Source organism: Micromonospora sp. ZG13, from assembly GCF_059359355.1.
The window spans coordinates 227,179-253,028 of sequence record NZ_JCADBQ010000005.1; the positions used below are offsets into that span (position 1 = coordinate 227,179).

Annotated in this window: 21 protein-coding genes; 8 read left to right on the top strand and 13 right to left on the bottom strand. The window is 75.8% G+C overall.

All coding sequences use genetic code 11. The annotated features are described in order from the left end of the window. Nucleotides 1-3: 3 nt before the first annotated feature. Genes AC5L34_RS13830 through mbhE form a run of 4 tightly spaced genes read right to left on the bottom strand, consistent with a single transcriptional unit; the run spans nt 4 to nt 4,980 of the window. Nucleotides 4-411, bottom strand: a complete 408-nt coding sequence (locus tag AC5L34_RS13830) for a Na+/H+ antiporter subunit E (RefSeq protein WP_441174844.1) — start codon at nt 409-411, stop codon at nt 4-6. Further along, complete coding sequence (locus AC5L34_RS13835; protein WP_441174845.1) at nt 408-1,874, bottom strand: monovalent cation/H+ antiporter subunit D family protein; 1,467 nt, start codon at nt 1,872-1,874, stop codon at nt 408-410. The genes AC5L34_RS13830 and AC5L34_RS13835 overlap by 4 nt, the downstream gene beginning before the upstream one ends. Beyond that, the gene (locus AC5L34_RS13840) at nt 1,871-2,227 is read right to left on the bottom strand and encodes a sodium:proton antiporter (RefSeq protein ID WP_441174846.1); all 357 of its coding nucleotides are present in this window, start codon (nt 2,225-2,227) and stop codon (nt 1,871-1,873) included. Before AC5L34_RS13840 ends, AC5L34_RS13835 begins: the two co-directional genes overlap by 4 nt. An 11-nt stretch (nt 2,228-2,238) precedes the next feature. Continuing rightward, a complete protein-coding gene (gene mbhE / locus AC5L34_RS13845; protein WP_441174847.1) occupies nt 2,239-4,980 on the bottom strand; it encodes a hydrogen gas-evolving membrane-bound hydrogenase subunit E in 2,742 nt (913 codons plus the stop codon). Between the two features lie 287 nt (nt 4,981-5,267). Between mbhE and AC5L34_RS13850 the strand changes: the two genes are divergently transcribed. Genes AC5L34_RS13850 through AC5L34_RS13860 form a run of 3 tightly spaced genes read left to right on the top strand, consistent with a single transcriptional unit; the run spans nt 5,268 to nt 10,105 of the window. Next, complete coding sequence (locus tag AC5L34_RS13850) at nt 5,268-6,323, top strand: AAA family ATPase (RefSeq protein ID WP_441174848.1); 1,056 nt, start codon at nt 5,268-5,270, stop codon at nt 6,321-6,323. A 1-nt stretch (nt 6,324) separates the two neighbouring features. Further along, the gene (locus AC5L34_RS13855; protein ID WP_441174849.1) at nt 6,325-7,623 is read left to right on the top strand and encodes a DUF58 domain-containing protein; all 1,299 of its coding nucleotides are present in this window, start codon (nt 6,325-6,327) and stop codon (nt 7,621-7,623) included. 16 nt (nt 7,624-7,639) lie between these two features. Next, nucleotides 7,640-10,105: a transglutaminase TgpA family protein gene (locus AC5L34_RS13860; protein WP_441174850.1), complete on the top strand. Its 2,466-nt coding sequence runs from the start codon at nt 7,640-7,642 to the stop codon at nt 10,103-10,105. A gap of 444 nt (nt 10,106-10,549) precedes the next feature. Here AC5L34_RS13860 and AC5L34_RS13865 read toward each other — a convergent pair whose 3' ends face one another. The 9 genes from AC5L34_RS13865 to AC5L34_RS13905 form a co-directional block, all read right to left on the bottom strand. Beyond that, nucleotides 10,550-10,945: an SCO2097 family morphological protein gene (locus AC5L34_RS13865; RefSeq protein ID WP_101411912.1), complete on the bottom strand. Its 396-nt coding sequence runs from the start codon at nt 10,943-10,945 to the stop codon at nt 10,550-10,552. A gap of 115 nt (nt 10,946-11,060) precedes the next feature. Then, entirely contained in the window at nt 11,061-12,320 is a 1,260-nt protein-coding gene (locus AC5L34_RS13870) for a DNA polymerase IV (protein WP_441174851.1), read from the bottom strand. A gap of 51 nt (nt 12,321-12,371) precedes the next feature. Further along, nucleotides 12,372-13,568 carry an alkaline phosphatase family protein gene (locus tag AC5L34_RS13875; RefSeq protein WP_441175137.1) on the bottom strand — a complete coding sequence of 399 codons (1,197 nt, stop codon included), beginning with the start codon at nt 13,566-13,568 and terminating at the stop codon, nt 12,372-12,374. Then, nucleotides 13,520-14,284, bottom strand: coding sequence for a methyltransferase domain-containing protein (locus AC5L34_RS13880; RefSeq protein ID WP_494825191.1), 765 nt, complete (start codon nt 14,282-14,284; stop codon nt 13,520-13,522). The genes AC5L34_RS13875 and AC5L34_RS13880 overlap by 49 nt, the downstream gene beginning before the upstream one ends. 61 nt (nt 14,285-14,345) lie before the next feature. After that, on the bottom strand, nt 14,346-14,519 hold the full coding sequence (locus AC5L34_RS13885; RefSeq protein WP_172896422.1) for a hypothetical protein: 174 nt from the start codon (nt 14,517-14,519) through the stop codon (nt 14,346-14,348). 99 nt (nt 14,520-14,618) lie between these two features. Further along, nucleotides 14,619-18,089: an error-prone DNA polymerase gene (locus tag AC5L34_RS13890; RefSeq protein ID WP_494825194.1), complete on the bottom strand. Its 3,471-nt coding sequence runs from the start codon at nt 18,087-18,089 to the stop codon at nt 14,619-14,621. A gap of 219 nt (nt 18,090-18,308) precedes the next feature. Further along, nucleotides 18,309-19,871 (bottom strand): DNA polymerase Y family protein, encoded by a 1,563-nt coding sequence (locus AC5L34_RS13895; protein WP_441174854.1) that lies wholly within the window; start codon nt 19,869-19,871, stop codon nt 18,309-18,311. A gap of 103 nt (nt 19,872-19,974) precedes the next feature. After that, nucleotides 19,975-20,772 carry a DnaE2-dependent mutagenesis accessory factor ImuA' gene (gene imuA' / locus AC5L34_RS13900; protein ID WP_494825196.1) on the bottom strand — a complete coding sequence of 266 codons (798 nt, stop codon included), beginning with the start codon at nt 20,770-20,772 and terminating at the stop codon, nt 19,975-19,977. A gap of 90 nt (nt 20,773-20,862) precedes the next feature. Next, the gene (locus AC5L34_RS13905) at nt 20,863-21,312 is read right to left on the bottom strand and encodes an SAV_6107 family HEPN domain-containing protein (protein WP_441174856.1); all 450 of its coding nucleotides are present in this window, start codon (nt 21,310-21,312) and stop codon (nt 20,863-20,865) included. Nucleotides 21,313-21,891: 579 nt separating this feature from the next. Between AC5L34_RS13905 and AC5L34_RS13910 the strand changes: the two genes are divergently transcribed. From AC5L34_RS13910 to AC5L34_RS13930, 5 genes are all read left to right on the top strand, one after another. Further along, nucleotides 21,892-22,380 (top strand): YbaK/EbsC family protein, encoded by a 489-nt coding sequence (locus tag AC5L34_RS13910; protein WP_441174857.1) that lies wholly within the window; start codon nt 21,892-21,894, stop codon nt 22,378-22,380. Between the two features lie 72 nt (nt 22,381-22,452). Then, a complete protein-coding gene (locus tag AC5L34_RS13915; protein WP_441174858.1) occupies nt 22,453-23,211 on the top strand; it encodes a monooxygenase in 759 nt (252 codons plus the stop codon). Then, a complete protein-coding gene (locus tag AC5L34_RS13920) occupies nt 23,208-23,783 on the top strand; it encodes a GNAT family N-acetyltransferase (protein ID WP_441174859.1) in 576 nt (191 codons plus the stop codon). The genes AC5L34_RS13915 and AC5L34_RS13920 overlap by 4 nt, the downstream gene beginning before the upstream one ends. Further along, entirely contained in the window at nt 23,780-24,715 is a 936-nt protein-coding gene (locus tag AC5L34_RS13925; RefSeq protein WP_441174860.1) for a carotenoid biosynthesis protein, read from the top strand. The genes AC5L34_RS13920 and AC5L34_RS13925 overlap by 4 nt, the downstream gene beginning before the upstream one ends. Further along, nucleotides 24,712-25,839, top strand: coding sequence for a glycosyltransferase family 2 protein (locus AC5L34_RS13930; protein WP_363622219.1), 1,128 nt, complete (start codon nt 24,712-24,714; stop codon nt 25,837-25,839). Before AC5L34_RS13925 ends, AC5L34_RS13930 begins: the two co-directional genes overlap by 4 nt. The last annotated feature ends 11 nt before the right edge of the window (nt 25,840-25,850 follow it).

The window sequence follows — 25,850 nt, forward strand, 5'->3', positions numbered from 1 at the left end:
TGCTCACCTCCCATCCGGGTCGCCGGCCGCGGGTGCGGGTCCGGCCGGCTGCCCACCGGCGGGACGGACGGCCGACCGCAGCTTCCGTTGCAGTTCGACGACCTCCCGGCGGAACGCGTGCGGGTCCTCGGCGTACATGCCGTGCACGAAGAGCACCGGCGGGGTCGTGCGGACCGCCACCGTGAGGGTGCCCGGGGTCAGCCCGACGAAGAGCGCCGTCAGCACCAACTCGGTGCTGCTCGCCCCGGGCAGCGGCACCCGGACGATCGCCGGGCGCAGCCGCCAGCCCGGGGTCAGAATCTCCCGGGCGACCACCAGGTTGGCCACCACCAGGCGGGCGACGAACCACCCTAGGAACCGCAGGACCCGCCCGACCCGCACCACCGCCCGCCGCCCCCAGTCCACGCTCACCGGCCGCTCACCGCCCTCAGGTAGGCGTCGGGGTCGAGCAGACCGGCCGCCGCCGTGTCGGCGAGCCCGAGCAGAGGTTGCGCCACCGGGCCGAGCAGCAACGACACGACCGCCAGGGTCAACGCCGGCAGCACCGTCCGGGCCGGCACGCGGGTCGCGGCGGCCTCGTCCGGACCGGGTGGCTCCCCCCAGAACGCCCCGCCCCAGATCTTGAGCATCGAGGCCAGCGTGAGCAGGCTGACGCCGACGGCCACCGTCACCGCCGCCCACTGCCCGGCGTCGCCCACCGCCCTGATCAGCAGGAACTTCGCCACGAACCCGGAGAACGGTGGGAGCCCGGCCAGGGAGAGCGCGGCGCCGGCGAAGGCCAGTGCCAGCACGGGATGGACGGTGGACAGGCCGCTCAGCCGGTCCAGCCGATCCGTCCGGTGGCCGGCGTGCACCGCCGCAGCGCAGAGGAACAGCGCCGTCTTCACCAGGATGTACTGCACCAGGTAGAAGACCGCCGCGGCGAGGCTCGCGGCCGTGAACAGGGCCAGTCCCAGCAGGACGTACCCGATCTGGCTGACCATGTGGAAGGTGAGCACCCGGCGCATGGTGGCCTCGCCGAGCGCGCCGAGCACGCCCACCACCATGCTGAGCAGCGCCGCCACGGCTATCACCCCGAGGTACGCCGGATCGCCGTCGTACACGACGGCGTAGATCCGGATCAGGGCGTAGAGGCCGACCTTGGTGAGCAGCCCGGAGAAGAGCGCGAGCACCACGGGCGGCGCCTCGGGGTAGGTCCTGGGCAGCCAGTCGTGCCAGGGCACCACGGCGCTCTTGACCGCCAGCGCCAACAGCACGACGCCGGCGGCCACGGCCACCGTGGGCGAGGTGCGCGCGGCGGCCGCCAGGTCACCGAACTGCACCGTGCCGGTCACCCCGTAGACCAGCCCGACCCCGGCCAGCAGGATGGTGGAGGCGAGCAGGTTCATCGCCACGTAGACCCGGGCGGCGCCGAGCCGGGTGGCGCCGCCGCCCAGCGCGACGAGCGCGTAGGACGGCACCAGCATGACCTCGATCAGTACGAACAGGTTGAACAGGTCGGCGGTGAGGAACGCGCCGTAGGCGCCGGCCGAGAGCACGAGGACCAGCGGCACGAACAGTGGATGGTGGTCGTCGCCGGATGCGGTGGCCGTGGCGAGGCAGGCCAGCACCACCACCGCGCAGACGGTGACCATCAGCGCGCTGAACGCGTCGGCCGCGAACCCGATCGCCACCAGGGGATGCCAGCCGCCGATCCGCTCGGCCACGACCGTGCCGTCCCGCGTGGCCACCAGCAGCGCGACGGCCAGGAAGAGGACGGCGGCGGTCACGGCGAGGCCCGCCACCCGGTGCGCCGTCCGGCGGCGTGGCGTGGCGAGCAGTACCGCGGCGGTCAGCAGCGGACCGGCGAACGGCAGGACCAGCAGCCGGCTCACCGTTCGTCCCCGCCATCGGCGCCCACGTCGTCCTGCCCATCCTCCGGGGCGCAAGGGTCCTCGGCGGTCCCCTGCTCGCCACCTCCGGTCGGTCCGTCCGCGCTGAGCAGTCCGAGCAGGTAGAGCGTGATGCCGAAGCTGATCACGATGGCGGTCAGCGCGAATGCCTGCGGCAGCGGGTCGGCCATCTCCTCGCCGCCGCCTTCGAAGGCGGGCGTGCGGCGATCCAGCCCGCCAGCGGAGAGCAGCAGCACGTTGACCGCGTGGCCGAGCAGGAGGAACCCGAGAATCACCCGGAGCTGGCCACGCTGGAGCAGCAGGTGCACGGCGGCGGCGACCAGCACGCCGACCATGACGGCGGCCGTCACCTCGGCCGTCCCGTCGGGGCGGGTCGGGTCGGCAGGTCGAGCCGGCGGACCGCCGCCACGATCAATCCGAGGACGATCAGGTAGATCCCGAGGTCGAACAGCAGGCTGCTGGAGAACGGCAGGGTCGCCCCACCGGGCAGACCCACCTTGCCGAGAGTGAGGAACGGGCGACCCAGCGGCAACGCCGCCAATCCCACACCGACACAGAGCAGTAGCCCCGCCACCAGCAGCGGGCCGCTCCGCAACCGACCGAGCAGGGGTGCCGGGGCACCGGCGTATGCGAGGTGGCCCAGCCCGACCGCGGTACCGGCCAGCAGGGCACCGATGAACCCGCCCCCGATCTCCTCATGGCCGCGTACGAAGAGAAAGCCCGACACCACCAGCATCACCGGAGCGAGTAACCGGTGGGCGAACACGAGCACCGGGTCGACGGAGGGACCGGCCCGGGTGCCCCGTCCGGGTCGGGTGATCTGGTCGGAGAGCGAGACCAGCCCCAGCGCCACGACCGCCAGGACCACCGATTCGCCGAGCGTGTCCAGCGCGCGGAACTCCACCAGGATCGTGTTGACCGCGTTGCTCCCGCCGGTGATCGGGGCCGCCTCGGCCAGCAGGAAGCGGCCGGGTGCGGACAGGTCACGGCGGCCGGTCAACGCCGCGGTGCCGGCCGCCGCTGCCAGCCCCGTCGCGCCGGCCAGCACCGCGCCGGCCAGCAGGGCCCGCGGTGCGCCGCCCGGGGGCAGGCGCGGCGGGCGGCGTCGCAGTACCAGCATCACCACGATGGTGGTGAGCACCTCGACCAGCATCAGCGTCAGCGCGACGTCGGGCGCCCCGGCGGTCACGAACCAGACGGACAACAGGAGTCCGACCGTGCCGGTGAGGCCGACCGCCCCCAGCGCCGAGCGGACCGTGACCAGCCCGACCAGGGTCACCACGAGCAGCACCAGCAGCACCGCGTCGCCGGGACGGGTCGCATCGCCCACCGGCGGCGGCAGTGGGCCGAGTCCGACCGCCGCCACCACGGCCAGCAGCGGCACGGCGAGCACCGGCCGGAGCAGGAACGTCGCCGGGCCGGCGGCCCGGGCCGGTCGGGCGACCTGGGCGCCGAGGCGCAGCAGCCGAGCGCGGCCGGCCTCGAACCAGACGGCGAAGGGGGTGGAGGTGGGCAGGCGGCGCAGCAGCCGGTCGGCCCGGGCACGGAACACGAAGAGCAGCGTCCCGAGCCCGACGGTGAGCGCGGAGAGCCCGAGGGCCGGGGTGAAGCCGTGCCAGAACGCCAGGTACGGCGGGTCGCCCTGAGGTCGGGCGTCGTTCGCGGCGCGCTCGACGAGCGGGCTGAGCAGGGTGACGATGGGTCCCAGGGTGGTGGCCAGCACCGCGGCCACCGCTGCGGGGGCGACGAAGGCGCGCGGCGGCGGACGCAGCCCCTGCTGGCGCAGCGGGCCGGTGAAGACGCCGTGCACCAGTCGGGCCGCGTACGCGAAGGTCAGCACCGAGGCCAGCACCCCGAGCCCGGCCGCCAACGGCGCGGTCCAGCGCGGGTGGTGCGCCTCGGCCAGCGCCTCGAAGATCGCCTCCTTGCCGACGAAGCCGATCGTCGGCGGCAGGCCGGCCATGGTGGCGGCGGCGAGGGCGGTGAACACCGCCGTCGCGGGCATGATCCGGTGGAGTCCGGACAGCTTTCGGATGTCCCGGCTGCCGGCCTCGTGGTCGATGATGCCGACCAGCATGAACAGCGTCGCCTTGAACAGCGCGTGCGCGACGGTGTACAGGATCGCGGCCGCGTCCGAGGCGGGGGTGCCCACCCCGACGACCCCGACGATCAGCCCGAGCTGACTCACCGTGGAGTACGCGAGCAGCGCCTTGAGGTCGTACTGGCGCAACGCCAGGAAGGCCCCGAGCACGGCGGTCAGCAGGCCGACCGCGAGCAGCGTCTGCTTCCAGGCGGTCTGACCGCCGAACAGGGCGGAGAACCGCATCAGCAGGTAGATGCCGGCCTTGACCATGGTGGCCGCGTGCAGATAGGCGCTGACCGGGGTGATCGCGACCATGGCGCCGGGCAGCCAGAAGTGGAACGGCACCTGCGCCGACTTGGTGAAGGCCGCGACCAGCACCAGTGCGCCGGCCGCCCAGGCGGGACCGCCCTTCAGCCGCTCCGGTTCGGCGAGGATGCGGCCGATGTCGCTCGTGCCGAGTTCCAGCGTGAGGACCACGACGGCGGCCAGCAGGGCCAGGCCGCCGCCCGAGGTGACCAGCAACGCCCGCACCGCCGGAGGCCCGGCTGCCGGTCTGCCCTGCCCGATCAGCACGAAGGACAGCACCGACGTCAGTTCCCAGAAGACGAACAGGACCAGCAGGTCGTTGGCGAGGACCAGGCCGATCATGGCGGTCGCGAAGAGGGTCAGCAGCAGGTACGTCCGCGTGTGCGACGCCTCGCGGCCCAGGTAGCGCGGACAGTAGGCGAGGATGAGGGCGCCCACCCCGAGCACCAGCAGGGCGAACACGAGGGCGAGGGCGTCCATGCGCAGGGCGGCCGAGACGTCCAGCGAGGGCAGCCACCGCCAGTCGGCCGTGACCGTCCGGTCGGCGAGGACCACCGGGAGCGGGAGCAGCAGCAGCCCGGCCGTCAGCAGGAAACCGGCGGCCAACGGATAGCCGGCGTCGCGACCCAGCCGACGGGACAGCAGGGGTACGCAGGCCGCGAGCACGACCTGCCAGACGAGGACGGCTGCCAGGATCATGCCGGGCGGCGGTCGGTAGCCGACGGCGGCGCCGGGTCGGTCATGTTCGCTCCCGTCCGGATCAGGAGCGGCGTCTACCCCCTGGGCGGGGACGCATGCGTCCCCCGACCGGCGAAATTTCCGCGCGTAACCGACGGACTACCTGCAGGGGTCGGCGACAGCGACAAACATGGTTAGCCTGAGAGACCAATGAGATTTCTGCGGCAGACGAGGCTCGGCGTCGCGAACCCTACGGCGGGTCCAGCTGCTCTATACAGAGCTGCCGTCCGGCGACGAGGAGGAGGCCCGTGACACAACAGACCTGGGACGAGGTGGGCGGCCTGCTGCCGCACGACGAGTTCCGCGCCGCCAGCGAAGCCATCGTGTCGAACATCGAGCAGGTCATCGAGGGCAAGACCGCCACCGTGCGGCTCGCCCTGGCCGTCCTGCTCGCCGAGGGCCACCTGCTCATCGAGGACGTGCCCGGCGTCGGCAAGACCAAGCTCGCCAAGGCCATGGCCCGCTCGATCGACTGCTCCGTGCGCCGCATCCAGTTCACCCCCGACCTGCTGCCCAGCGACGTCACGGGCGTCAGCGTCTACAACCAGGAGACGCACGACTTCGAGTTCCGCCCCGGCGCGGTCTTCGCCAACCTGGTCGTCGGCGACGAGATCAACCGCGCCTCGCCGAAGACGCAGTCCGCGCTGCTGGAGTGCATGGAGGAGCGCCAGGTCACCGTCGACGGCGTCACCTACCACCTCCAGACGCCGTTCATGGTCGTCGCGACGCAGAACCCGATCGAGATGGAGGGCACCTATCCCCTCCCCGAGGCGCAACGCGACCGCTTCACCGCCCGCATCGCGATGGGCTACCCGGACCCGAGCGCCGAGCTGGCGATGCTCGACGGGCACGGCGCCACCGACCCGCTGGACGAGCTGCGGCCGGTCTCCGACGCCAACATCGTGCGGCAGCTGATCGGCCACGTCCGCCAGGTGCACGTCGCCGACGCGGTCAAGCAGTACGCGATCGACCTGGTCACCGCCACCCGCGAGGCCGCCGACCTGCGCCTCGGGGCCTCCCCCCGGGCCACCCTCCAGCTGCTGCGCACCGCCCGCGCGGTGGCCGCCCTGGAGGGACGCGACTACGTCCTGCCCGACGATCTCCAGGTGCTGGCTGTGCCGGTGCTCGCGCACCGGATCATCCCGACCGCCGACGCCCAGCTCGCCCGGCGTACGACCGACGCGATCGTCTCCGAGCTGGTGCACCGGCTGCCGCTGCCGCACGACCGCGGGCGCTCCCCGTACGACACCCGCCCGACGGGCGAGGGCAACGGCCGAGCCACGTACGAGCCGCGGAGGCGGTGACGTGCGCGACGGGCTGCGAGGGCTGACCACCCGCGGCCGTTCGTTCCTCGCGGCCGCGGTCGCGGCGGCGGTCTCGGCCGGCATCCTCGGCGAGAAGGATTTGCTCCGGGTCGCCGTGCTGCTGGCCATCCTGCCGCTGCTGGCGGCGGCCTACGTCGGGCGCAGCCGCTACAAGCTGGCCTGCAACCGGTCGCTGGACCCGCACCGGGTGCCCGTCGGGGCGAGTTCCCGGGTAGTGCTGCGGTTGCAGAACCTGTCCCGGCTGCCCACCGGCACCCTGCTGCTGGAGGACCGGCTGCCGTACGCGCTGGGCAGCCGGCCCCGCGTGGTGCTGGAGCGGCTCGGCGCCCACCAGGCCAGCTCGGTGGCCTATACGGTGCGCGCCGACGTGCGCGGGCGCTACGAGGTGGGCCCGCTGGTGGTCCGGATGACCGACCCGTTCGGGCTGTGCGAGCTGAGCCGCGCGTTCCCGAGCACCGATCACCTGACCGTCATCCCGCAGGTCACCCCGCTGCCCTCGGTGCGTCTGCCCGGCGAGTACGCCGGCAGCGGCGACAGCCGGGCCCGCTCCGTCGCCGTGCACGGCGAGGACGACGCCGCCACCCGGGAGTACCGGATGGGCGACGACCTGCGCCGGGTGCACTGGAAGTCGACCGCGCGCACCGGCGAGCTGATGGTGCGCCGGGAGGAGCAGCCCTGGGAGAGCAGGGCCACCGTCGTGCTGGACACCCGCGCGTACGGCCACCGCGGCGACGGGCCGACGGCCTCCTTCGAGTGGGCGGTCTCCGCCGCGGCGAGCATCGCGGTGCACCTGCGGCAGGCCGGCTACAAGCTGCGTCTGGTCACCGGCTCCGGCGCCGACGTGGACGCCTCCGAGGCGACCGGCGACGGGGTGCTCCTCGACCACCTCGCCGAGGTGCGGCTCGACAAGAAGGGCGAGCTCACCACCCTCGTGCAGCGGGTCCGGCAACGGGCGGACGGCGGCCTGATCATCGGGCTGTTCGGCTCGGTGAGCACGGCCGAGGCCGAACTGCTCGCCGGGCTGCGCGGCAACGGCGCCACCTGCGTCGGCTTCCTGCTCGACAGCTCCACCTGGCTCAACCTGCCCGCCAAGGCCCGGGCCGAGGCCGACCACGCGCACGGCGCCGCCGCGCTGGCCATGTTGCAGAGCGGCTGGCGGGTCATCGGGGTCGACCACGGCACGCAGCTGCCCGCGCTGTGGCCGCAGGCGGCCCGTGGTTCGCAGGGCTTCGCGCTGCGGGCGGCCATGGCCGAGACGGTGGCCGGCGGCATGCGATGAACGGAAGGGTCCCCTCATGATCGCCCACCGGAACCTGGGCTTCGTGGCCGCCGTGGCGACGCTGCTCGCCGCCGCCCCGCTGTCGGCCATCTTCGAACGCTGGACGTGGCTGATCCAGGCGACGATCGCGGTGGCGGTGGTCGCCGCCGTCGCCGCGCTCGCCCGGGCGGCGCGGGTTCCGCTCTGGGGCCAGGCGCTGGGCATGCTGGCCGGCCTGACGCTGGCCCTGACCTGGCTCTTTCCCGGCGGCGGCGAGCTGCTGGGCATCGTGCCCACCCCGTCGACCTTCACGCACTTCGGCGAGCTGCTCGACGGCTCGCTGGAGGACATGCGCTCCTACGGCGTCAAGGTGCCCGACACCGATCCGCTGCTGTTCGTCACGGTCCTCGGGATCGGCGGGGTGGCCGTGGTGGTCGACGTGCTCGCCGTCGGGCTGCGTCGCCCGGCGCTGGCCGGCCTGCCGATGCTGGCGATCTACTCGGTGCCCGTCGCGGTCTACGTGGACAGCGTCCCGGCGGTGCCGTTCGTCGTCGGCGCCGCCGGCTTCCTCTGGCTGCTGGTGACCGACAACGTCGAGCGGGTCCGCCGGTTCGGCCGACGGTTCACCGGCGACGGGCGCGACGTCGACGTCTGGGAGGCGTCGCCGCTGGCCGCCGCCGGGCGGCGGCTGGCCGCGGTGGGGGTGGCGCTGGCCGTGCTGCTGCCGCTGGCCGTACCGGGCATGACGGGCGGGCTGCTCGACACGCTGGGCGCGGGTTCGGGCAACGGCAACGGCAACGGGCGCCCCGGGCAGGGCGGGACCGGCCGGATCGACCTCTTCGCGGCGCTGAGCGGGCAGCTCAACCAGTCCGAGGTCGCCGACCTGGTCAAGGTCACCACGAACGAGCCCAACCCCTTCTACCTGCGCTTCGGGGTGGCCGACAAGCTCACGCCGAGCGGCTTCCGGGAGGGCACCCCCACGGGGCGCCCCGTCGACGACCTGCCGGCACCGTCCGCGCGGGGCGCCGAGCAGCGGAGGTACCAGGCCACGGTCGAGGTGACGAAGAACCTCACCATGCCGCTGCTGCCGGTCTACACCGAACCGGTGCGCACCGAGGAACTGAGCGGCAACTGGGCGTACGACCCGAGCCTCCAGGTGATCTTCTCCAACCGGGACAACTCGCGCGACAAGCGCTACGCGTTCGAGTACGTGCGCTCGACCTACACGCCGGCGGCCCTGCGCCGGTCGCCGCCGCTGCCGGCCGACCACGCCGTACGGCGCCTGCACCCCACCCCGCCGCCGGTGCCCGAGGTCGAGGAGCTGGTCTCCACTCTGGTGCGGGGCGAGGACACGGAGTACGACAAGGTCCGCGCGATCTACGACCACTTCTCCTCGGACAACGGCTTCACCTACTCGCTGAGCACCAAGGGCGGCACCAGCGGGCGGGAGATCGTCGACTTCCTCGACAACAAGGTCGGCTTCTGCCAGCAGTACGCCGCCGCGATGACGTGGCTCGTCCGGGCCGCCGGCATCCCGGCGCGGGTGGCGTTCGGCTTCGCCAACGGCAGCAACTCCAGCGAGGGCACCTACACCCTGACGAACCGCAACCTGCACGCCTGGACGGAGGTCTACTTCAACGAGGTCGGCTGGGTGCCGTTCGACGCCACCCCCGCGTACGGCGTGCAGGGCTCGACCCGCTCGGCCTGGGCGCCGGACACCGACGCCCCGGAGGAGCAGGCGCCGGCCCCCGGCCCGTCGAGTGCCCCCGGCGGCGCCGACCCGTCGGCCGGGCCGGCGGGGCCGGCAGGTCCCGAGGAGGACTTCGACTCCGGCCTGGCCCTCGGCGACGCGGCGGCGACCGAGCGGCGTCCGGTCTGGCCCTGGTACGCCGCCGGCGCGGTGCTGGCCCTGCTCGTCCTGCTCGCCCTGCCGGCCCTGCGGAGGGCGGCCCTGCGCCGGCGGCGCAGCGGCCCGGCGGCCCCGGCAGCGACGCCGGTACGCCCCGAGGCGGCCGGCGACGCGCCCGCGGACGGGCGGCGCATGGTGGTGCTGGCGGACGCGGAGCGGGCGCGGGCGGACGCGCACGCCGCCTGGGACGAACTGCTTGACACGCTGGTGGACTACCGGGTCCGGATCGACCGCACGGAGACCCCCCGGGCGACCGCCGGTCGGCTGTCCCGGGAGGCGCTCACGGCCGACGCGGAGGCGGTCACGGCGGTAGGCCTGCTCGGCCGCGCCGAGGAACGCGCCCGCTACGCCCGTGACCCGCTGACCGGCGAGAAGCTCCTGCCGGCCCTGCGCGCCGTACGCGCCGCGCTCGCCGCGCGGGCGGACCGGCGCACCCGCCTGATGGCGGCGGTGCTGCCGCCGTCGGTGCTGCTGCGCTGGCGCACGGGCACGGCCGAGGCGTCGTCCCGGCTGGTGGCGGCGGGCGGACGGGCCCGGCACCGGTTGCTGCGCTGGAGCCCGCGTCGCCTGCTGGCCGACCGGGTAGCCCGCTGACCGACGGCCGAACGGGCCGGTAGGGCGTCCTCGCCCTGCCGGCCCGTCGCGTTCGCGGGGCCGCGCCGGGACGGGTGCCCCCCAGGTGCCGGGCTGTCGGGAGCCGACCGGGCCCAGCGCGGACCGGACGACGGGGCTGGCAGGGCGCACCGGGGGCGACGCGAGCCGGGGCGGGGGTGACGCGAGCCGGGCCAGAGCAAGGAGGACCCGGGCCGGCTGAGCCGAACGGGCCCCGAGCGGGATGCCGGAGCCGGCTGAGCCGAACGGGCCCCCGAGCCGGGGCTCAGGGCCGGTGGGCGTGCCGGGACATGCGAGGAGGCACGCCCCGAGGGCGTGCGGAATCGTCAGGGGCCGCCGGGCGTGCCGGCGGCCGACTCGTCGGCGCGGCCCGGCTCAGTGCCGGGCCGGACTCAGCGGTAGGCCCGACTCAGTGTCGGGCCGGGCTCAGCGGTGTCCCTCCGGGCGCTGCCGCCACCGGTCCTCCATCCGATCCAGGATCGAGGGCCGGCGACCCGACCGACCTCGGGGGCGACGACGACTCGTCGTCCCGCCGACGACGTGCAGGTCGGGCGACTGCGCCCGACGATGCGACTGCACCGCGAACGCGGCCGAGGCCAGCATGACGACGAAACCCGCCACTGCCAGCGGCGGAAGCTTGATCACCGCGCCGTAGACCAACAGGGCCAGCCCGGCGATCATCAAGCCGGCAGCGACGAGCAGGCGACGCCGCGCGTGGAAGCGCGGATCGCTGGCGCGCACGGCCGAGGCGAATTTGGGGTCCTCGGCAAGCGACCGCTCGATCTGCTCGAACAGCCGCTGCTCGTGCTCCGAGAGCGGCACGGCACTCCTCCCCGGTCACGTTGGTCGGCCCGGGCGGGCCGACAGACCGTGGCAGCCAACCGGCTGCTTACCCGCAAGTCTACGAGGGCCCCCGCGCGTCGGAAAGCGGGACGACCTACGGCCGGGGAGGATTTTCATTTCGTCGCCCGTCCCGGGGCCCCAGCAGACTGGCCGGACCTATGACGGACCGCCCGAAACGGGCAGCCGCGGCGTCGGCTGCGGCCTCCGCTTCCCGCCAGCCCCGCTCGGGCGCGCCGAGGGTGAGCTGTCGCGGGGTCTCCTGCGCGGCGGCGAGCCCCTCGACGCGTACGCCCACCAGTCGGATGGGATCACCGGGGTCGAGCGCGGTGTAGAGCGCCCAGACGGTGTCGAAGATCTCCCTGGCGACGTCGGTCGGTGTGCCTGCCGTGCGGGAGCGGCTGACGGTGCGGAAGTCGGCCAGCCGCACCTTGAGCGACACGGTGCGCCCGACCTGCCCGGCCCGGCGCAGCCGGACGCCGACCTTCTCGGCGAGCGCGAGCAGCGCCCGGCGGATCTCCAGCGGGTCACCCACGTCGACGTCGAAGGTCACCTCGGCGCCGATCGACTTCTCCACGTGCTCCGGACTGACCCGGCGCGGGTCCCGTCCCCAGGCCAGCTCGTGCAGCCCGGTGGCGGCCGCCTCGCCGAGCGCCTTGCGCAGCATGCCCATCGGCGCGGCGGCGAGATCGCCGATCGTGGCCAGGCCCAGCCGGCGCAGCGTCTCGGTGGACCGCTCCCCCACCCCCCACAGCGCCGACACCGGCAGCGGGTGCAGGAAGTCGAGCACCCGGGCGGCCGGGACGACGAGCAGGCCGTCGGGCTTGGCGCGGGTCGAGCCGAGCTTGGCCACGAACTTGCTCGGGGCGACGCCGACCGAGCAGGTCAGCCCCTGCTCGGCGGCGACCCGCTCACGGATGCGCCGGGCGATGGCGGCCGGCGGGCCGAACAGCCGCCGGGCGCCGGCCACGTCGAGGAACGCCTCGTCCAGGGAGAGCGGCTCGACCAACGGGGTCACGTCGCGGAATATCTGCATGACGGCGGTGGAGGCCGCCGAGTATTGCGGGAAGTCGGGCGGCAGGTAGACCGCCTGCGGGCAGAGCGCCCGGGCCCGCGCGGTGGGCATCGCGCTGCGTACGCCGTAGCGCCGGGCCTCGTAGCTGGCGGAGCTCACCACCCCGCGCGGGCCGGTCCCGCCGACCACGACGGGCCGACCGCGCAGCTCCGGACGGCGCCGGACCTCGACCGAGGCGAAGAAGGCGTCCATGTCGACGTGCAGGATCGGGCAGCCGGAATCGTCGGCGTCCGGCCCGAACCGGGGATCGCCGCCCCGGGGCAACGACTGGCTGCGACCCATCCCCGCAGGCTAGCCCGGACCTGCGACATCCCCGCCCGGCGGGCCGGCGCGTCAGCCGCGTACGACCAGCAGCGGGATGGTCATCTCGGCCGCCGTGTCCGCCCCGTGGTACGCCACCAGCCGGGAGACCGCCGGCGGCTCGGAGCGGGAGGCGGTCACCGCGTACGTGGCGTTGCAGATCACCACCACGTCGCCGATGCGGAGCAGGTGCTCCTCCGCCACCGGGCCGAACCAGCCGGCCGCCACCACCTCGTCGCGCGTACGCACCCGGGCCGCGTCGCCGAGCACCGCCGACCAGGCGGCCACCACGTCGTCCACGGCGCCGGGGGTGACGTGCAGGTAGCGGACCCGGGGCTCCCCGGCGACCACCTCCAGCCCGGGGCGCAGCCGGGGGTCGGTGTCCAGGTCGAAGCGGTGCCCGGCCGGGATGTCGAGCTGGCCGTGGTCGGCGGTGACCAGCAGCGCGGCGTCGGGCGGCAGCCCGTCGACGAGCCGGGCCAGCAGCCGGTCCACCTCGGCCGCGGCGATACGCCAGGGCGCCGAGTCGACGCCCGTGAGGTGGCCGTGCCGGTCCAGGTCGGGGTGGTAGCCGGAGACCAGCGTGGGTCCCGCGCCGGCGGCCAGGGCGGCGAGCATCCGTTCGGCGAGCGCGTCGACGCCGGACGCGCCCCGGTAGTCGCCGCCCCGGTTGGCGGCCAGCGTCAGCCCGCTGCCGCCGAACTCCGGACGGCTCACCACGGTCACCGCGACCCCGGCGGCACGGGCCCGTTCCAGCTGCGTACGCACCGGCTGCCAGCGCAGCGGTGCCGGATCGGCCGCCCACTCGATGTGGTTGAGCACCCGGTCGGTCCCCGGCACCCGCACCGTGAACCCGAGTACGCCGTGCACGCCGGGGGCGGCGCCGGTGCCCAGCGTCACCAGGCTGGTCGGCGTGGTCGACGGGAAGCCGGAGGTCAGCTGCCGGCCGGCGGTGGCGGCGAGCCCCGCCAGGGTCGGCGCGTACGGGGCGGCGGTCGGGATCTGGTGCCAGCCGAGGCCGTCGACGAGCAGCACCGCGATCCGGCGTACCCCGGGCAGCGCGGCCCGCAGCCCGAGCGGGTCGGCGGCGCCGGGCACGCCGAGCACGGCGAGCGCGGCGGGCAGGACGTCGGCGAGGCTGGCGTCGCCGTAGCGCGGCCCGACGATCTCCAGCGGGTCGGTCACGGGCGGCGGGCGAACAGGTGCAGCTGGGCGGCGAGGTCCCGCCAGGGCGCCCGCGCGGCGAGTGCCCGTTCCAACTCGACCAGGGCGGCCGGCTGTCCGTCGGCGACGGCGGCGGGGAGGAGGTCGGCGAGCACGCGTACGCCGTGGATCTCCTCGACGACGAGCCCGGCGGCGGCGAGCAGCGCGGCGGCGCGGTCGGCGTCGTAACGTCGGCGCAGGGTGTCCCGGCTGCCGGCGGTGCCGGCCGGGTCGGCGGCCAGCGCGGCGGCGACGTCCAGGTGCCCGTTCATGGCCCGGCCGAGCACCGCGGCGGCCCGGCCGGCGACCAGCACGCTCGCGGCGCCGCCCGGGCGCAGCGCGGCGGCCAGCGCGGCCACGACCGCCGCCGGGTCGTCGACGACCTCCAGCACGGCGTGGCAGAGCACCAGGTCGGCGCTGCCCGGCTCGACCAGGCCGGCGAGCGCGTCGCCGTCGCCCTGCACGGCGCGGACCCGCTCGGCCACACCGGCCTCCGCGGCCCGGCGGGTCAGCGCGGCGAGCGCGTCGGGGCTGGCGTCGACCACGGTCACCCGGTGCCCGGCCTGGGCCAGCGGCACGGCGAAGCCGCCTGTGCCGCCGCCGACGTCGAGGACGGTCAGCGCGGCGCCGGTGCGGCGCTCCAGCTCGGCGCGCAGCACCGACCAGATCACGGCGGTACGGGGGGTCAGCGGCGGCCCGGCGAGCCGGCCTGGGGTCTGCTCCACCCGGTCGAGCCTAGTCACCCGGTCCAGCCGAGCCGAGTCGCACCGGCGGCGACCCGGCCGGCTCCCGGACCACGGAAGGTCAGGACTCGCCGGTGGCGGCGTCGTCCTCGGCGCGCGAGCGCAGGGCGTTGGCCACCGGGCCCTCGACGATCTCGTACTCGCGCGGTTCGGTGTGGTGACTCGGGGTCCAACCGGCGCCGAGCCGGGTCCGCCGGGAGTTCGCCACCCCGCCGCTACGGTCGTTGTTTCCCATGATCGTTCGTCCCCCTCGTGCTCACGCGGGCCACTCTGCCCGCGCGAGCTGGAGTGTCCCTCCATCGGGCGCGGAAAACCGTAATGTGGATCACTGCCGTCAGCGGAAGTCGCGCGAGGCCGGACTGACCGGGGGCTCGATCGCGTCCAGCCGGTCGGCGGTGAGGTTGATCACTCCCTCGTGCCGTTGCAGCCGCCCCCGCACCACCAGCGCGGTGCTCGTGCGGGCCACCCGCCGGTAGCGCTGCCACAGGCCCGGGGAGCAGGTGACGTTGAGCATCCCCGTCTCGTCCTCCAGGTTGAGGAAGGTGACCCCGCCGGCGGTCGCCGGCCGCTGCCGGTGGGTGACGATCCCGCCGACCCGGATGCGCCGACCCGGCTCCACCCGACCGAGCCGGGCGATCGGCACCGCGCCGAGGGCGTCGAGCCGGGGCCGGATGAAGCTCACCGGGTGGCTCTCCGGCGACAGCCCGGTCGCCCAGACGTCGGCGACCAGCCGCTCCACCGCCTCCATCCCGGGCAGGGTCGGCGCGGTCGCGCCGGTCACCGTGCCCGGCAGCCGGCCCGGCCGGTCCTGGGCCGCCGCGCCGGCGCCCCAGAGGGCCTCCCGCCGGGACAGCCCGAAACAGGCGAAGGCATCCGCGGTGGCCAGCGCCTCCAGCTGCGCGGCGGACAGCCCGGCCCGCCGGGCCAGGTCCGGCATGTCGCGGTACGGCCCGCGCGCCGTCCGTTCCGCCTCGATCCGCTCGGCCACCCCGTCGCCGAGGGTACGCACGCCGGAGAGCCCGAGCCGGACGGCGGGCCCGTTCAGCCCCCAGGCGTGCGGCGGCTCCCCCGGCGCGCTGCCCCACCGGGTCTGCGGGGTGGACTCCAGCACCGCCAGGGCGCCGCTGGCGTTGATGTCCGGCCGGCGCACCTCCACCCCGTGCCGGCGGGCGTCGTCGACGAGGGTCTGCGGCGAGTAGAAGCCCATCGGCTGGGCGTTGAGCAGCGCGGCCAGGAAGGGCCCCGGGTGGTAGCGCTTGAGCCAGGAGCTGGCGTAGACCAGGTAGGCGAAGCTCATCGCGTGGCTCTCCGGGAAGCCGTAGCTGGCGAACGCGGAGAGCTTGCGGTAGACGTCGTCGGCCAGCTCGCCGGTGATGCCCCGCTCGGCCATGCCCGCGTAGAGCCGGTCGGCGACGCGGGCCATCCGCTCGGCGGAACGCTTCGCGCCCATCGCCCGGCGCAGCTGGTCGGCCCCCGCCGCGTCGAAGCCGGCCAGGTCGATGGCGAGCTGCATGAGCTGCTCCTGGAACAGCGGCACGCCGAGGGTCTTCTCCAGCGCGTTGCGCATCAGCGGGTGCGGGTAGGTCACCGCCTCCTGGCCGTTCTTGCGCCGGATGTACGGGTGCACCGAGCCGCCCTGGATCGGGCCGGGCCGGATCAGCGCCACCTCGACCACCAGGTCGTAGAACTCGCGGGGCTTCAGCCGGGGCAGGGTGGCCATCTGGGCACGGCTCTCCACCTGGAACACCCCCACCGAGTCGGCCCGGCAGAGCATGTCGTAGACCTCGGGGTCGTCCAGCGTCATGTCGCCGAGGTCCAGGCTCATGCCGATCATGTCGTAGCCGTAGTGCAGCGCGGAGAGCATGCCGAGCCCGAGCAGGTCGAACTTGACCAGGCCGACGGCGGCGCAGTCGTCCTTGTCCCACTGGAGCACGCTGCGGCCCGGCATCCGCCCCCACTCCACCGGGCACACCTCGATCACCGGCCGGTCGCAGATCACCATGCCGCCGGAGTGGATGCCCAGGTGCCGGGGGAACGTCTGCAACTCGTTGGCGTACGCGACCACCTGCTCGGGGATGTCCGCCACGTCGACGGACGCCACGGAGCCCCAGCGGTCGATCTGCTTGCTCCAGGCGTCCTGCTGGCCGGGCGAGAACCCGAACGCCTTGGCCACGTCGCGCACCGCCGAGCGGGGCCGGTAGGAGATGACGTTGGCGACCTGCGCGGTGTGCTCCCGGCCGTAGCGGGCGTAGACGTGCTGGATCACCTCCTCGCGGCGGTCGGACTCGATGTCGACGTCGATGTCCGGCGGACCGTCGCGCTCCGGGGCGAGGAAGCGCTCGAAGAGCAGCCGGTGCCGGACGGCGTCCACGTTGGTGATCCGCAGCGCGTAGCAGACCGCCGAGTTGGCCGCCGAGCCCCGCCCCTGGCAGTAGATGTCCTGCTCACGGCAGAACGTGACGATGTCGTAGACCACCAGGAAGTAGCCGGGGAAGCCCAGCTCCTCGATCATGTTCAGCTCGTGTTCGAGCTGCGCGTACGCCCTCGGGTGCGCCTCGGGCGGGCCGTAGCGCTCGCGGGCGCCGGCGTGGGTCAGGTGGCGCAGCCAGCTCATCTCGGTGTGCCCGGGCGGCACCGGGTACGCCGGCAGCCGCGGCGCGACGAGCTGGAGGTCGAAGGCGAGCTCGGCGCCGAACTCGGCGGCCCGTGCCACCGCGCCGGGGTACGCGGCGAACCGGGCCGCCATCTCGGCGCCGCCGCGCAGGTGGGCGGTGCCGGCGGCGGGCAGCCAGCCGTCGATCTCGTCCAGGCTGCGCCGGGCCCGTACGGCGGCGACGGTGGTGGCCAGCCGACGCCGGCCCGGGGTGGCGTAGTGCACGTTGTTGGTGGCCACCGTGGGCAGCCCGGCCGTCGCCGCCAGCTCGGCGAGCGCGTCGTTGCGGTCGGCGTCGACCGGATGCCCGTGGTCGGTCAGCTCGACCGCCACCGTCTCCGCGCCGAACAGGGCGGTCAGCCGGCCCAGCTCGCGGGCCGCCGCGTCCACCCCCTCGGTGAGCAGCACCGCCGGCACGTGCCCCTTGCGGCAGCCGGTCAGCACCAGCACGTGGTCGCGCAGCTCGGCGGCGACCTCCTCCAGCCCGCCGTAGACCGGGCGGCCCTTCTCCCCGCCGCGCAGCTGGGCACGGGCGATGGTCGACGCCAGCCGGGCGTACCCCTCGTGGCCGTGGGCGAGCAGCAGCAGGTGCCGACCGAGCGGGTCGGGCTCGCCGTTCTGCGGGCCGGGCAGGTCCAGGGAGAGTTCGGCGCCGAAGACGGTCGGCAGGTGCAGCGCGCGGGCCGCCTCGGCGAAGCGCACCACCCCGTAGAAGCCGTCGTGGTCGGTGACGGCGAGCGCGGTGAGGCCCAGCCGGGCCGCCTCCTCGGCCAGTTCCTCCGGGTGGCTGGCGCCGTCGAGGAAGCTGAAGTTGGTGTGCGCGTGCAGCTCGGCGTACGGCACCGCGTCGTCGGGGCGGGCCACCTCGGGCGGCCGGTAGTGCTCCCGCCTGCGGCTCCAGGCGGGAGAGTCGCCACCGTCGGCGTCCACGGCCAGCGGGTCGACCACGTGCAGGTGCCGCTCGTCGCGCACCCGGCCGCCCTCCCCGCCGGCCAGCCCCTCCCTCGACGATCCTTCACCCGACCGGTCCGCGCCCGATCCACCCGGGCCCACACCCGACCGGTTCGGGGTTGACCGTCCGGTGCCGGGTTCCCGGCCGGAGAGCAGGCGTTCCAGCTCCGACCAGGGCAGCTTCGGGTTGTGGAAGCTCACCGGAGCCCCTCCGTGCGGACGACCGGAGAGATCTTGGACGATTTCGGCCCCTGGAGGGGCCGGATCTCACCAAGATCCGGCGGTCGGTGGTCGGCGGTCCCACCCGACCGTCGTGCCGGCGGCACACCGCCTCGACCGGACCGCCACGTCGGCAGGGTGCCGGAGCGGCCGGGTCGGCGGGTGCGGGGTGGTCGCCGACCGGTGACCGTGGGCGGGCGCTCAGTCATAGATCGCCTCCACCAGCCACCGGCCGGCCTCGACGGCGAGCAGCAGGGCCGTACCGTCGGCCAGGCAGACCTGGAACCGGGCCCGGCGGCGGGCCTCGGCCGGCACCCACCAGCGCTCGTCGACCGGCCACGGGCCGGCCCACCCGACGATCTCGACCGGCCGGGCGGCGCCCACGGCCAGCCGGGCCGGGTCGGCGCTGACCTGGAGCCGCGCGCTGACCTCGACCGGTGTGCCGGCGGCGTCGTGCACGACCGCCGCGAGCGGATCGGGCAGCACCACGGCCGGCGCGGGCGGCGGCAGCCGGCCCGGCCAGGGCGGCGGGACGGGACGCGCCGGCAGGCGTTCGTCGCCCCACGGCACCAGGCGCACCTGGTCGGCCGGGGAACGCCCGCCACCGAGCACCGCGGTGACGACCGCCTCGGGGCCGAGGATGCCCTGCACCCGGCTCAACGCCCGGTGTGCCCGCTCCCGCTCCTCGCCGGTCTCCCCCCACAGGCCGGGTTGCAGGCCGGCCTGCGCGAGCACTCCGTCCGGGACCAGCCGCAGCCGGATGATGCCCGCCGTCGGGCGGGTCGCTCGGGTGCCGGCCCGGCCGGTGCTGCCGGACAGCCAGCCGTCGAGCTGCCAGCGCACCCGGTCGGCGATGGCCCCGGCGGTGAGCAGCCCGTCGTGCCGCCAGACCCGGTGCAGTTCCTGGCCGTGCGCGGTGACCGCCTCGATGCCGAGCCGGGTGCAGGCCAGCCCGTGCGCGGCGAGCCGGTCGTGCAGCCGTTCGGCCAACGCCCGGGCGGCGAAGGCCGCCGCGTCGACCCGGTCGAGCGGCTCGTCGTGGTCGGCGGTGACCGCGAGGTCGACGGGGGGTCGCCGGACGGCGAGCGGACGGTGGTCGCGCCCGCTCGCCAGCCGGTGGGCCAGCGCGCCGTCGAAGCCGAACCGGGCCAGCACGTCGCCGGCGGGCAGCGCGGCGAAGTCGCCCAGGGTGCGTACGCCGAGCCGGCGCAGCAGGTCGGCCAGGGCCGGGCGGCCGAGCGCCTCGACCGGCAGGTCGGCGAGGAACCCCGGTGTCCCGCCGGGCGGAACGACCCGTCCGTCGCGGGCGGCCAGCCCGGCGGCGAAGACCCCGTCGGCGATGCCGACCTGACTCTCCACCGCGCAGGACTGGGCGACGTGCTCGACGATCCGCTCGGCGGCGGCCTCCTCGCCCCCGAGGTAGCGGCTCGGTCCCCGGGCGGCCACCGCGCACGCGCCGGGGCGCACCACCTCGACGCCGGCGACCAGTTCCTCGACGGCGGCGACCACCGGTTCGAACGCCCGGGCGTCGCGCCCGGGGTCGTACTCGACGGCGGTGAGCTGCGGGCAGCGGCCCTGGGCCTCCCGTCTGCGCAGCCCCCGGCGCACCCCCTCGGCGCGGGCCCGCTCGGAGCAGACGACCACGCGATTGGCGTGCAGTACGGCGACCGGGTCGGTGGCCGGCACCCCGTCGACGATCTCCGCGGCGAGCACCGGCCAGTCCGGGCACCAGAGCAGCAGGGTCCGCGCGGGCGCGGCGGTCACCGGACACCGGCCGGGGTGGGCGCGGTGGTCACGAGACACCGGCCGGGGTGTGCGGTCACGACGGCGCGACCAGGGTGGGCGCGCGCCACCGGGGTGGGCGCGGTCACGACGGCGCGACCAGGGTGAGCGCGGCACGACGGGACGGACCGGTGGGTGTGGCGGCGGCTGGGCCGACCGGGCGCAGCCGGCCGGCGCTCGACCGGCCGGTGGCGGAGACGCCGGCGGGGGGAGCGGAGCGGGGAATGACCCGGGTGAGCCCGTCCCCGGGCAGCCAGACCTTGATCTCCTTCGGACGGGCGGCGGCTCCGCGCCCCCGCGCGGAGACGGTGACCTCGCGGCGGCGCAGCCGGCCCCGCCCCTGCCCGAGCCCCTCCCAGGCGCCCCGGACCACCTGGAGGGTCACGTCCGCGCCGTCCCACCGCCCGTAGGGGACGAGGACGCTGCCGCGCTGCCGGGCCCGGGCGGCCAGCCGGTTGGCGACCGAGGCGGAGACCGCCGTCGGCACGGCGGTGACCACGACGTCCACCCCGTCGATCAGCGCGGCGATGACGGTGGCCCACTCCGGGCCCGGGTGGGGCACCAGGGCGAGCCGGTCCAGGGCGATGCCCAGCTCGGCGGCGGCGCCCGCCCCGAACGTGGGGACCCCGACCACGGCGCACCACGAGCCGGCCCGGGACGCCTCGGCGAGCAGCGCCAGGACCAGCGAGGTGCCGCCGCTGCGCCGGGGTTGGCCGGTGGCGACCGCGATCGTGCTGCCCCGCCGCAGTCCCCGGTTGGGCAGCAGCCCGGTCAGCTCCGGCGCCACCGGCAACACCCGGTGACCACCTGCCGGGTCCGGCGCGCTCGCCGGGCGCACCAGACCGGCCAGTGCGGCGGAACCGACCACCATCCGGCCCGCCATCGGACCTACCCCCCGTCGTGCTGTCGGATCAGACGTGCGTGTGGCGGGACCCGGGCACCCGGTCGCCGCCGGATGGCCCAGGACGCCCGGTCAGGCCGCGAGGCCGTCGAGCGCCGGTTGGTGGGCCACGCCGAGCGCGTCCTCCACGACCGTGACGAACTGCTCGGCGGAGCGCAGCAGGTCGTCGGCCTCCCGGACGGTCACGACCCGTGGGATGCCGGCCTCGGCGGCGGCCCGCTTGCCGGCGCCGAGAGCGAAGAAGCGGGCCCACTCGTCGAGCTCGGGGGCGACGCCGGAGAGCAGGACCCAGACGCTGGTGACCCGGTGCCGTCGGGCGGGGGCGGGACGCGCCCGGGCGGCGAGCACGGCCGCGGCGGCACGGAGCGCGGCCAGGTGGGCGGCCGCGTAACGCAGGCCGTCGGGACGGGTCTGGGCGGCCTCGGCCAGCCCGCGCCGGGCCACCGCGAGAAGCTGGGCGGGGGTGCGGTGCGGCAGCACGTGCGCCGGCACCGTCGGTGCCTGAGCCGGGTTGGTCGGCATGGGACTGTCTCCTCCACGTGGCCGAGGCGCCGCCCCGGAGACGGCCCTGGGCCGCCGGCGGGACGCCGGGTCGAGTGGTGCGGAGGAAGACGCACCAGGGGTGGCCGGCCGGGTGTGGACGCTTCCCCACACCACACCCGGCCGGCGTTACCGGCGGGTTCGTCGCCCGCCGCCCGGGGGTCGTGGGCGGCGGGCGACGCTCCTGCCTGACGGGCCCGGACTCGCGACTGCCCGGGACCCAGGTGCGGCCCGCGGAGCCGCACCGCCCGGAGCCGCGCCGCGAAACACCGCCCCGGGTCTGTTGGAACGAGCGTTCGAGGCAATCGAACACTCGTTCTAACTGCTGCTGACAGTACACCCTCCCTCCGACGAAAATGCAACGTGTGACGCGCGGCCGTCGGTCGACGTCGCGGCAGGTGCCGGGCTCGGGCGTACGCCGCCGTGGCCGTCGCGCGGGGGACCACGGCGGTGGCCTCCGCCGGCGACGACCGTCCCGTCCTCGGGGTCGCCATGGTGCGTGCCCCGGCCACGGCACGGCCGGCTGAGCCGCCGACGCGGGCACCGGGAAGAATGGCCGGTATGCAGCCACACCCGAACGTACGGGCGGTGCAGGACGTGCTCGACGCCGCGGGCGCCCGGGACGCGTCCGGAGCGCCGAGCGTCGTCCGCCTGCTGCCCGACGCGGTGCACACCGCCGCGGCCGCCGCCGAGTCGCTCGGCGTCGGGGTCGGCCAGATCGCCAACTCGCTCGTCTTCGACGCGGACGGCACGCCGCTGCTGGTGCTCACCTCCGGCGCGCACCGGGTGGACACCGCCGCCCTGGCCGCGTCCATCGGGGTCGACCGGCTGCGCCGGGCCACCCCGGAGTTCGTCCGCGCGCACACCGGGCAGGTGATCGGCGGGGTCGCCCCCGTCGGTCACCCGCACCCGCTACGCACGCTGGTCGACACCGCCCTGGGGTCGTACGACGAGATCTGGGCGGCCGGCGGCGTGCCCCGGGCGGTCTTCCCCACCACGTACCCGGAGCTGCTGCGGGTCACCGGCGGCACGCCGACCCCCGTGGCCTGAGCGAGCGGAGCGGACCATGAGGCACAGCAGCGTGGCACCGCGCGCCGCCGTCGAGCGCCGTGAGGCGGCGGCGTGAGCGGACGGAGCGACAGCGGGGCGGACGTCCCGGAGCTGGTCACGCTGCACGTGTGGCGCACCTCCCGCGCCGCGCTGCCCAGGGCGCTCACCCGGATGGCGCTCGACCCCCGCCGGCTGCGCGCGCTGCCCGGCGTACGGTTCGGCAAGCTGCTCGGCACCGGGACCGGCACCGGCTTCGGGCCGGGCGACGCGGACCTCACCCGGTGGGCGGCGCTGACCGTGTGGGACTCCCCCGCCGCCGCGGCCGGCTTCGACGGCTCGCCGGTGGGGCGTGCCTGGGCGCGGATCGCCCACGCGCGCGTCCGGGTCGACCTGCGCCCGCTGAGCAGCCGGGGCGAGTGGTCGGGCCGCCGCCCGTTCGGGGAGCCGCCCGGCGGTCGGGTCACCGGCCCGGTGCTGGCGCTGACCCGGGCCCGGCTGCGGCCCCGGCGGGCGGCCACCTTCTGGCGGGCGATCCCCCCGGTGGCCGCCGCGCTGCACGCCGCGCCCGGCCTGCTGGCCCGCTTCGGCGTCGGCGAGGCCCCACTGGGCTGGCAGGGCACGGTGAGCGTGTGGCGCGATCCGGCGGACCTCGTGGCGTTCGCGTACCGTCACCCGGAGCACCGCGCGGCGATCATGCGGACCCCCACCGAGGGGTGGTACGCGGAGGAACTCTTCGCGCGGTTCGAGGTGCGCGACGTGGTGGGTGACCGGGCGGTGCTGGGGTGGGTCGCGGACGGCGATCCGGGAACGGCGGAGGGTGCACGGGCATGAGGTTGGTGCGGTGGACGCCGGACGATCTCGTCCGACGGCTGGACGACGTGGTGGCCGTCTACGGCGAGGCGATGGGATACCGCCCGGAGCTGCTGGAGGCCCGGCGCGGCTACATCGCCACCCACGTACGCCGGCCCGGCTTCCGCGCCGTCGCCAGCCTCACCAGCGAGGGGCACCTGGCCGGCTTCGGCTACGGCTACCTGGGCGGCTCCGGGCAGTGGTGGCACGACCAGGTATGGCGGGCCCTCGACGCGCCGACCCGGCAGCGCTGGCTGACCCGCTGCTTCGAGGTGGTGGAGCTGCACGTCCGCCCGCCCGCGCAGGGGCACGGCCTGGGCGCGCGGCAGCTGCGGGCCCTGCTCAGCCTGGCGGAGGGGACGACCACGCTGCTCTCCACCCCCGAGGCCGACGAGGCGCGGTCGCGGGCCTGGCGGCTGTACCGCCGGTTCGGCTTCGTCGACGTCCTGCGCGACTTCCACTTCCCCGGCGACGAGCGCCCGTTCGGCGTACTCGGCCGGGACCTGCCGCTGGAGCCGCCGACACCCGCCGCGCCCGCCCGGGGCGCCCCGTGACCCGTCGGCTGTCCTGGGCGCTGCTGGCCGCGCTGGTGCTGGCGCAGATCTGCTACCCGCTGACCGCCGGGCAGACCCGGGCGCGGCTGACCGTCGCCACCGTCGTGCTCGGCTACCTGCTCTCGGTCGGCCACGCGCTGCTCAGCCGGGGCCCGCGTACGGCGGCGGCGCTGGTCGCGGTGGCCACGGGCGGCGGGTTCGCCATCGAGGCGCTCGGCGTGGCCACCGGCTTCCCGTTCGGCAGCTACGACTATTCCGGCGAGTTGGGGCCGAAGCTGGCCGGGGTGCCGCTGATCATCCCGCTGGCCTGGACCTGGATGGCCTGGCCGGCCTGGCTGGCGGCCACCCGGCTGACCGGCGGCGCCGCCAACGGCACCACCGGCAGCGGGCCGGCTGTCGGCAGCGGGCCCGCGACCGGCAGCGGGTCGGCGGTCGGCATCGGGTCGGCGGTCGGCAGCGATGCCGGTGGCCGGCCGGGAGGCTGGTTCCCCGTGCGGCGGATCGCGCTGGCCGCTGTCGGGCTGGCCGCCTGGGACCTCTTCCTCGACCCGCAGATGGTGGCCGAGGGCTACTGGGTCTGGCGGGACGCCACCCCCGCGCTGCCCGGGCTGCCCGGCATCCCGGTGAGCAACTACCTGGGCTGGCTGCTCTTCGCCGTGCTGATGATGAGTGCGCTGCGCCCGCTGGCCGGTCCCGCCGTGGCCACCACCGACGGGCGGGACGCCCCGATGTTCGCGCTCTGGCTGTGGACGTACTTCTCCAGCGTGCTGGCCCACGCGGTCTTCCTCGACCTGCCGGCGTCGGCGCTGTGGGGCGCGGCCGGCATGTCGGTGGCCGCCGTGCCGCTGGCGCTCACGCTGCTGCGCTCGCGCCGCGACGACCGGCACCGGCCCCGCCAGCCGCAGCGCCCCGGCGTCGACGCGACGGCATGACCGCCGTCCTCGCGCTGCTGCTCGGCGTGGCCGCGCTGACCGCGCACACCCTCGTCAACGCCGGCCGCTGGCTGCGCCGCCCGGCAGAGCGGCCGGCGCCGGTCACCGAGACCGTGGCGGTGCTGCTGCCGCTGCGCGACGAGGCCGCGCGGGTCACCCCCTGCCTGCGCGCGCTGCTCGCCCAGCGGGGCGTGCCCCGGCTGCGCGTGGTGGTGCTCGACGACGGCTCGACCGACGGCACCGCGGACGTGGTCCGCGCGGTGGCCGGCGACGACCCCCGGGTCACCCTGCTCGACGGGGTCGCCCCGCCGCCGGGCTGGCTGGGCAAGCCGCACGCCTGCTGGCAGCTGGCCACCCGGGCCGACCCCGCGGCGACCGCGCTGGTCTTCGTCGACGCCGACGTGGTGCTCGCCCCGGACGCGGTCGCGGCGGCCGTCACCGAGTTGCGTGCCGCGCGGGTGACGCTGCTGTCGCCGTACCCCCGGATCCTGGTGGCGACGGCGGCCGACCGGCTGGTCCAGCCGCTGTTGCAGTGGCTGTGGCTGACCTTCCTGCCGCTGCGGGCGATGGAGCGCTCGCGGCGGCCGTCGCTGGCCGCCGCCGGCGGGCAGTTCCTGGTGGTGGACCGGGCCGGCTACGACGCGGCCGGTGGGCACGCCGTGGTGGCCGGGAAGGTCCTGGAGGACGTCGAGCTGGCCCGCGCGGTCAAGCGGGCCGGCGGCCGGATCGCCCTCGCCGACGGCTCGCGGCTGGCCGCCTGCCGGATGTACGAGGACTGGCCGCAGCTGCGCGACGGCTACTCGAAGTCGCTCTGGGCGACCTTCGGCAACCCGGTGGCCGCCGCCGCCGTGGTGGCCCTGCTGCTCCTGCTCTACACCGCTCCCCCGCTGCTGGCGGTCGTCGCCCTGGCCGCCGGCGCGCCGGCGGTGGCCGCCGCGGCCTGCGCCGCCTACCTGCTGGGGGTGGCCGGGCGGGCGGTCAGCGCCCGGGCGACGGGCGGCCGGTGGTGGCCCGACGCGCTGGCACACCCCGTGTCGGTCGTGGTCCTCGGTTGGCTGACCCTGCGGTCGTACCATCTGCGGAAGCGGCGTCGCCTGTCCTGGCGCGGCCGCCCCGTCACCTAGGGAGGCGCGGC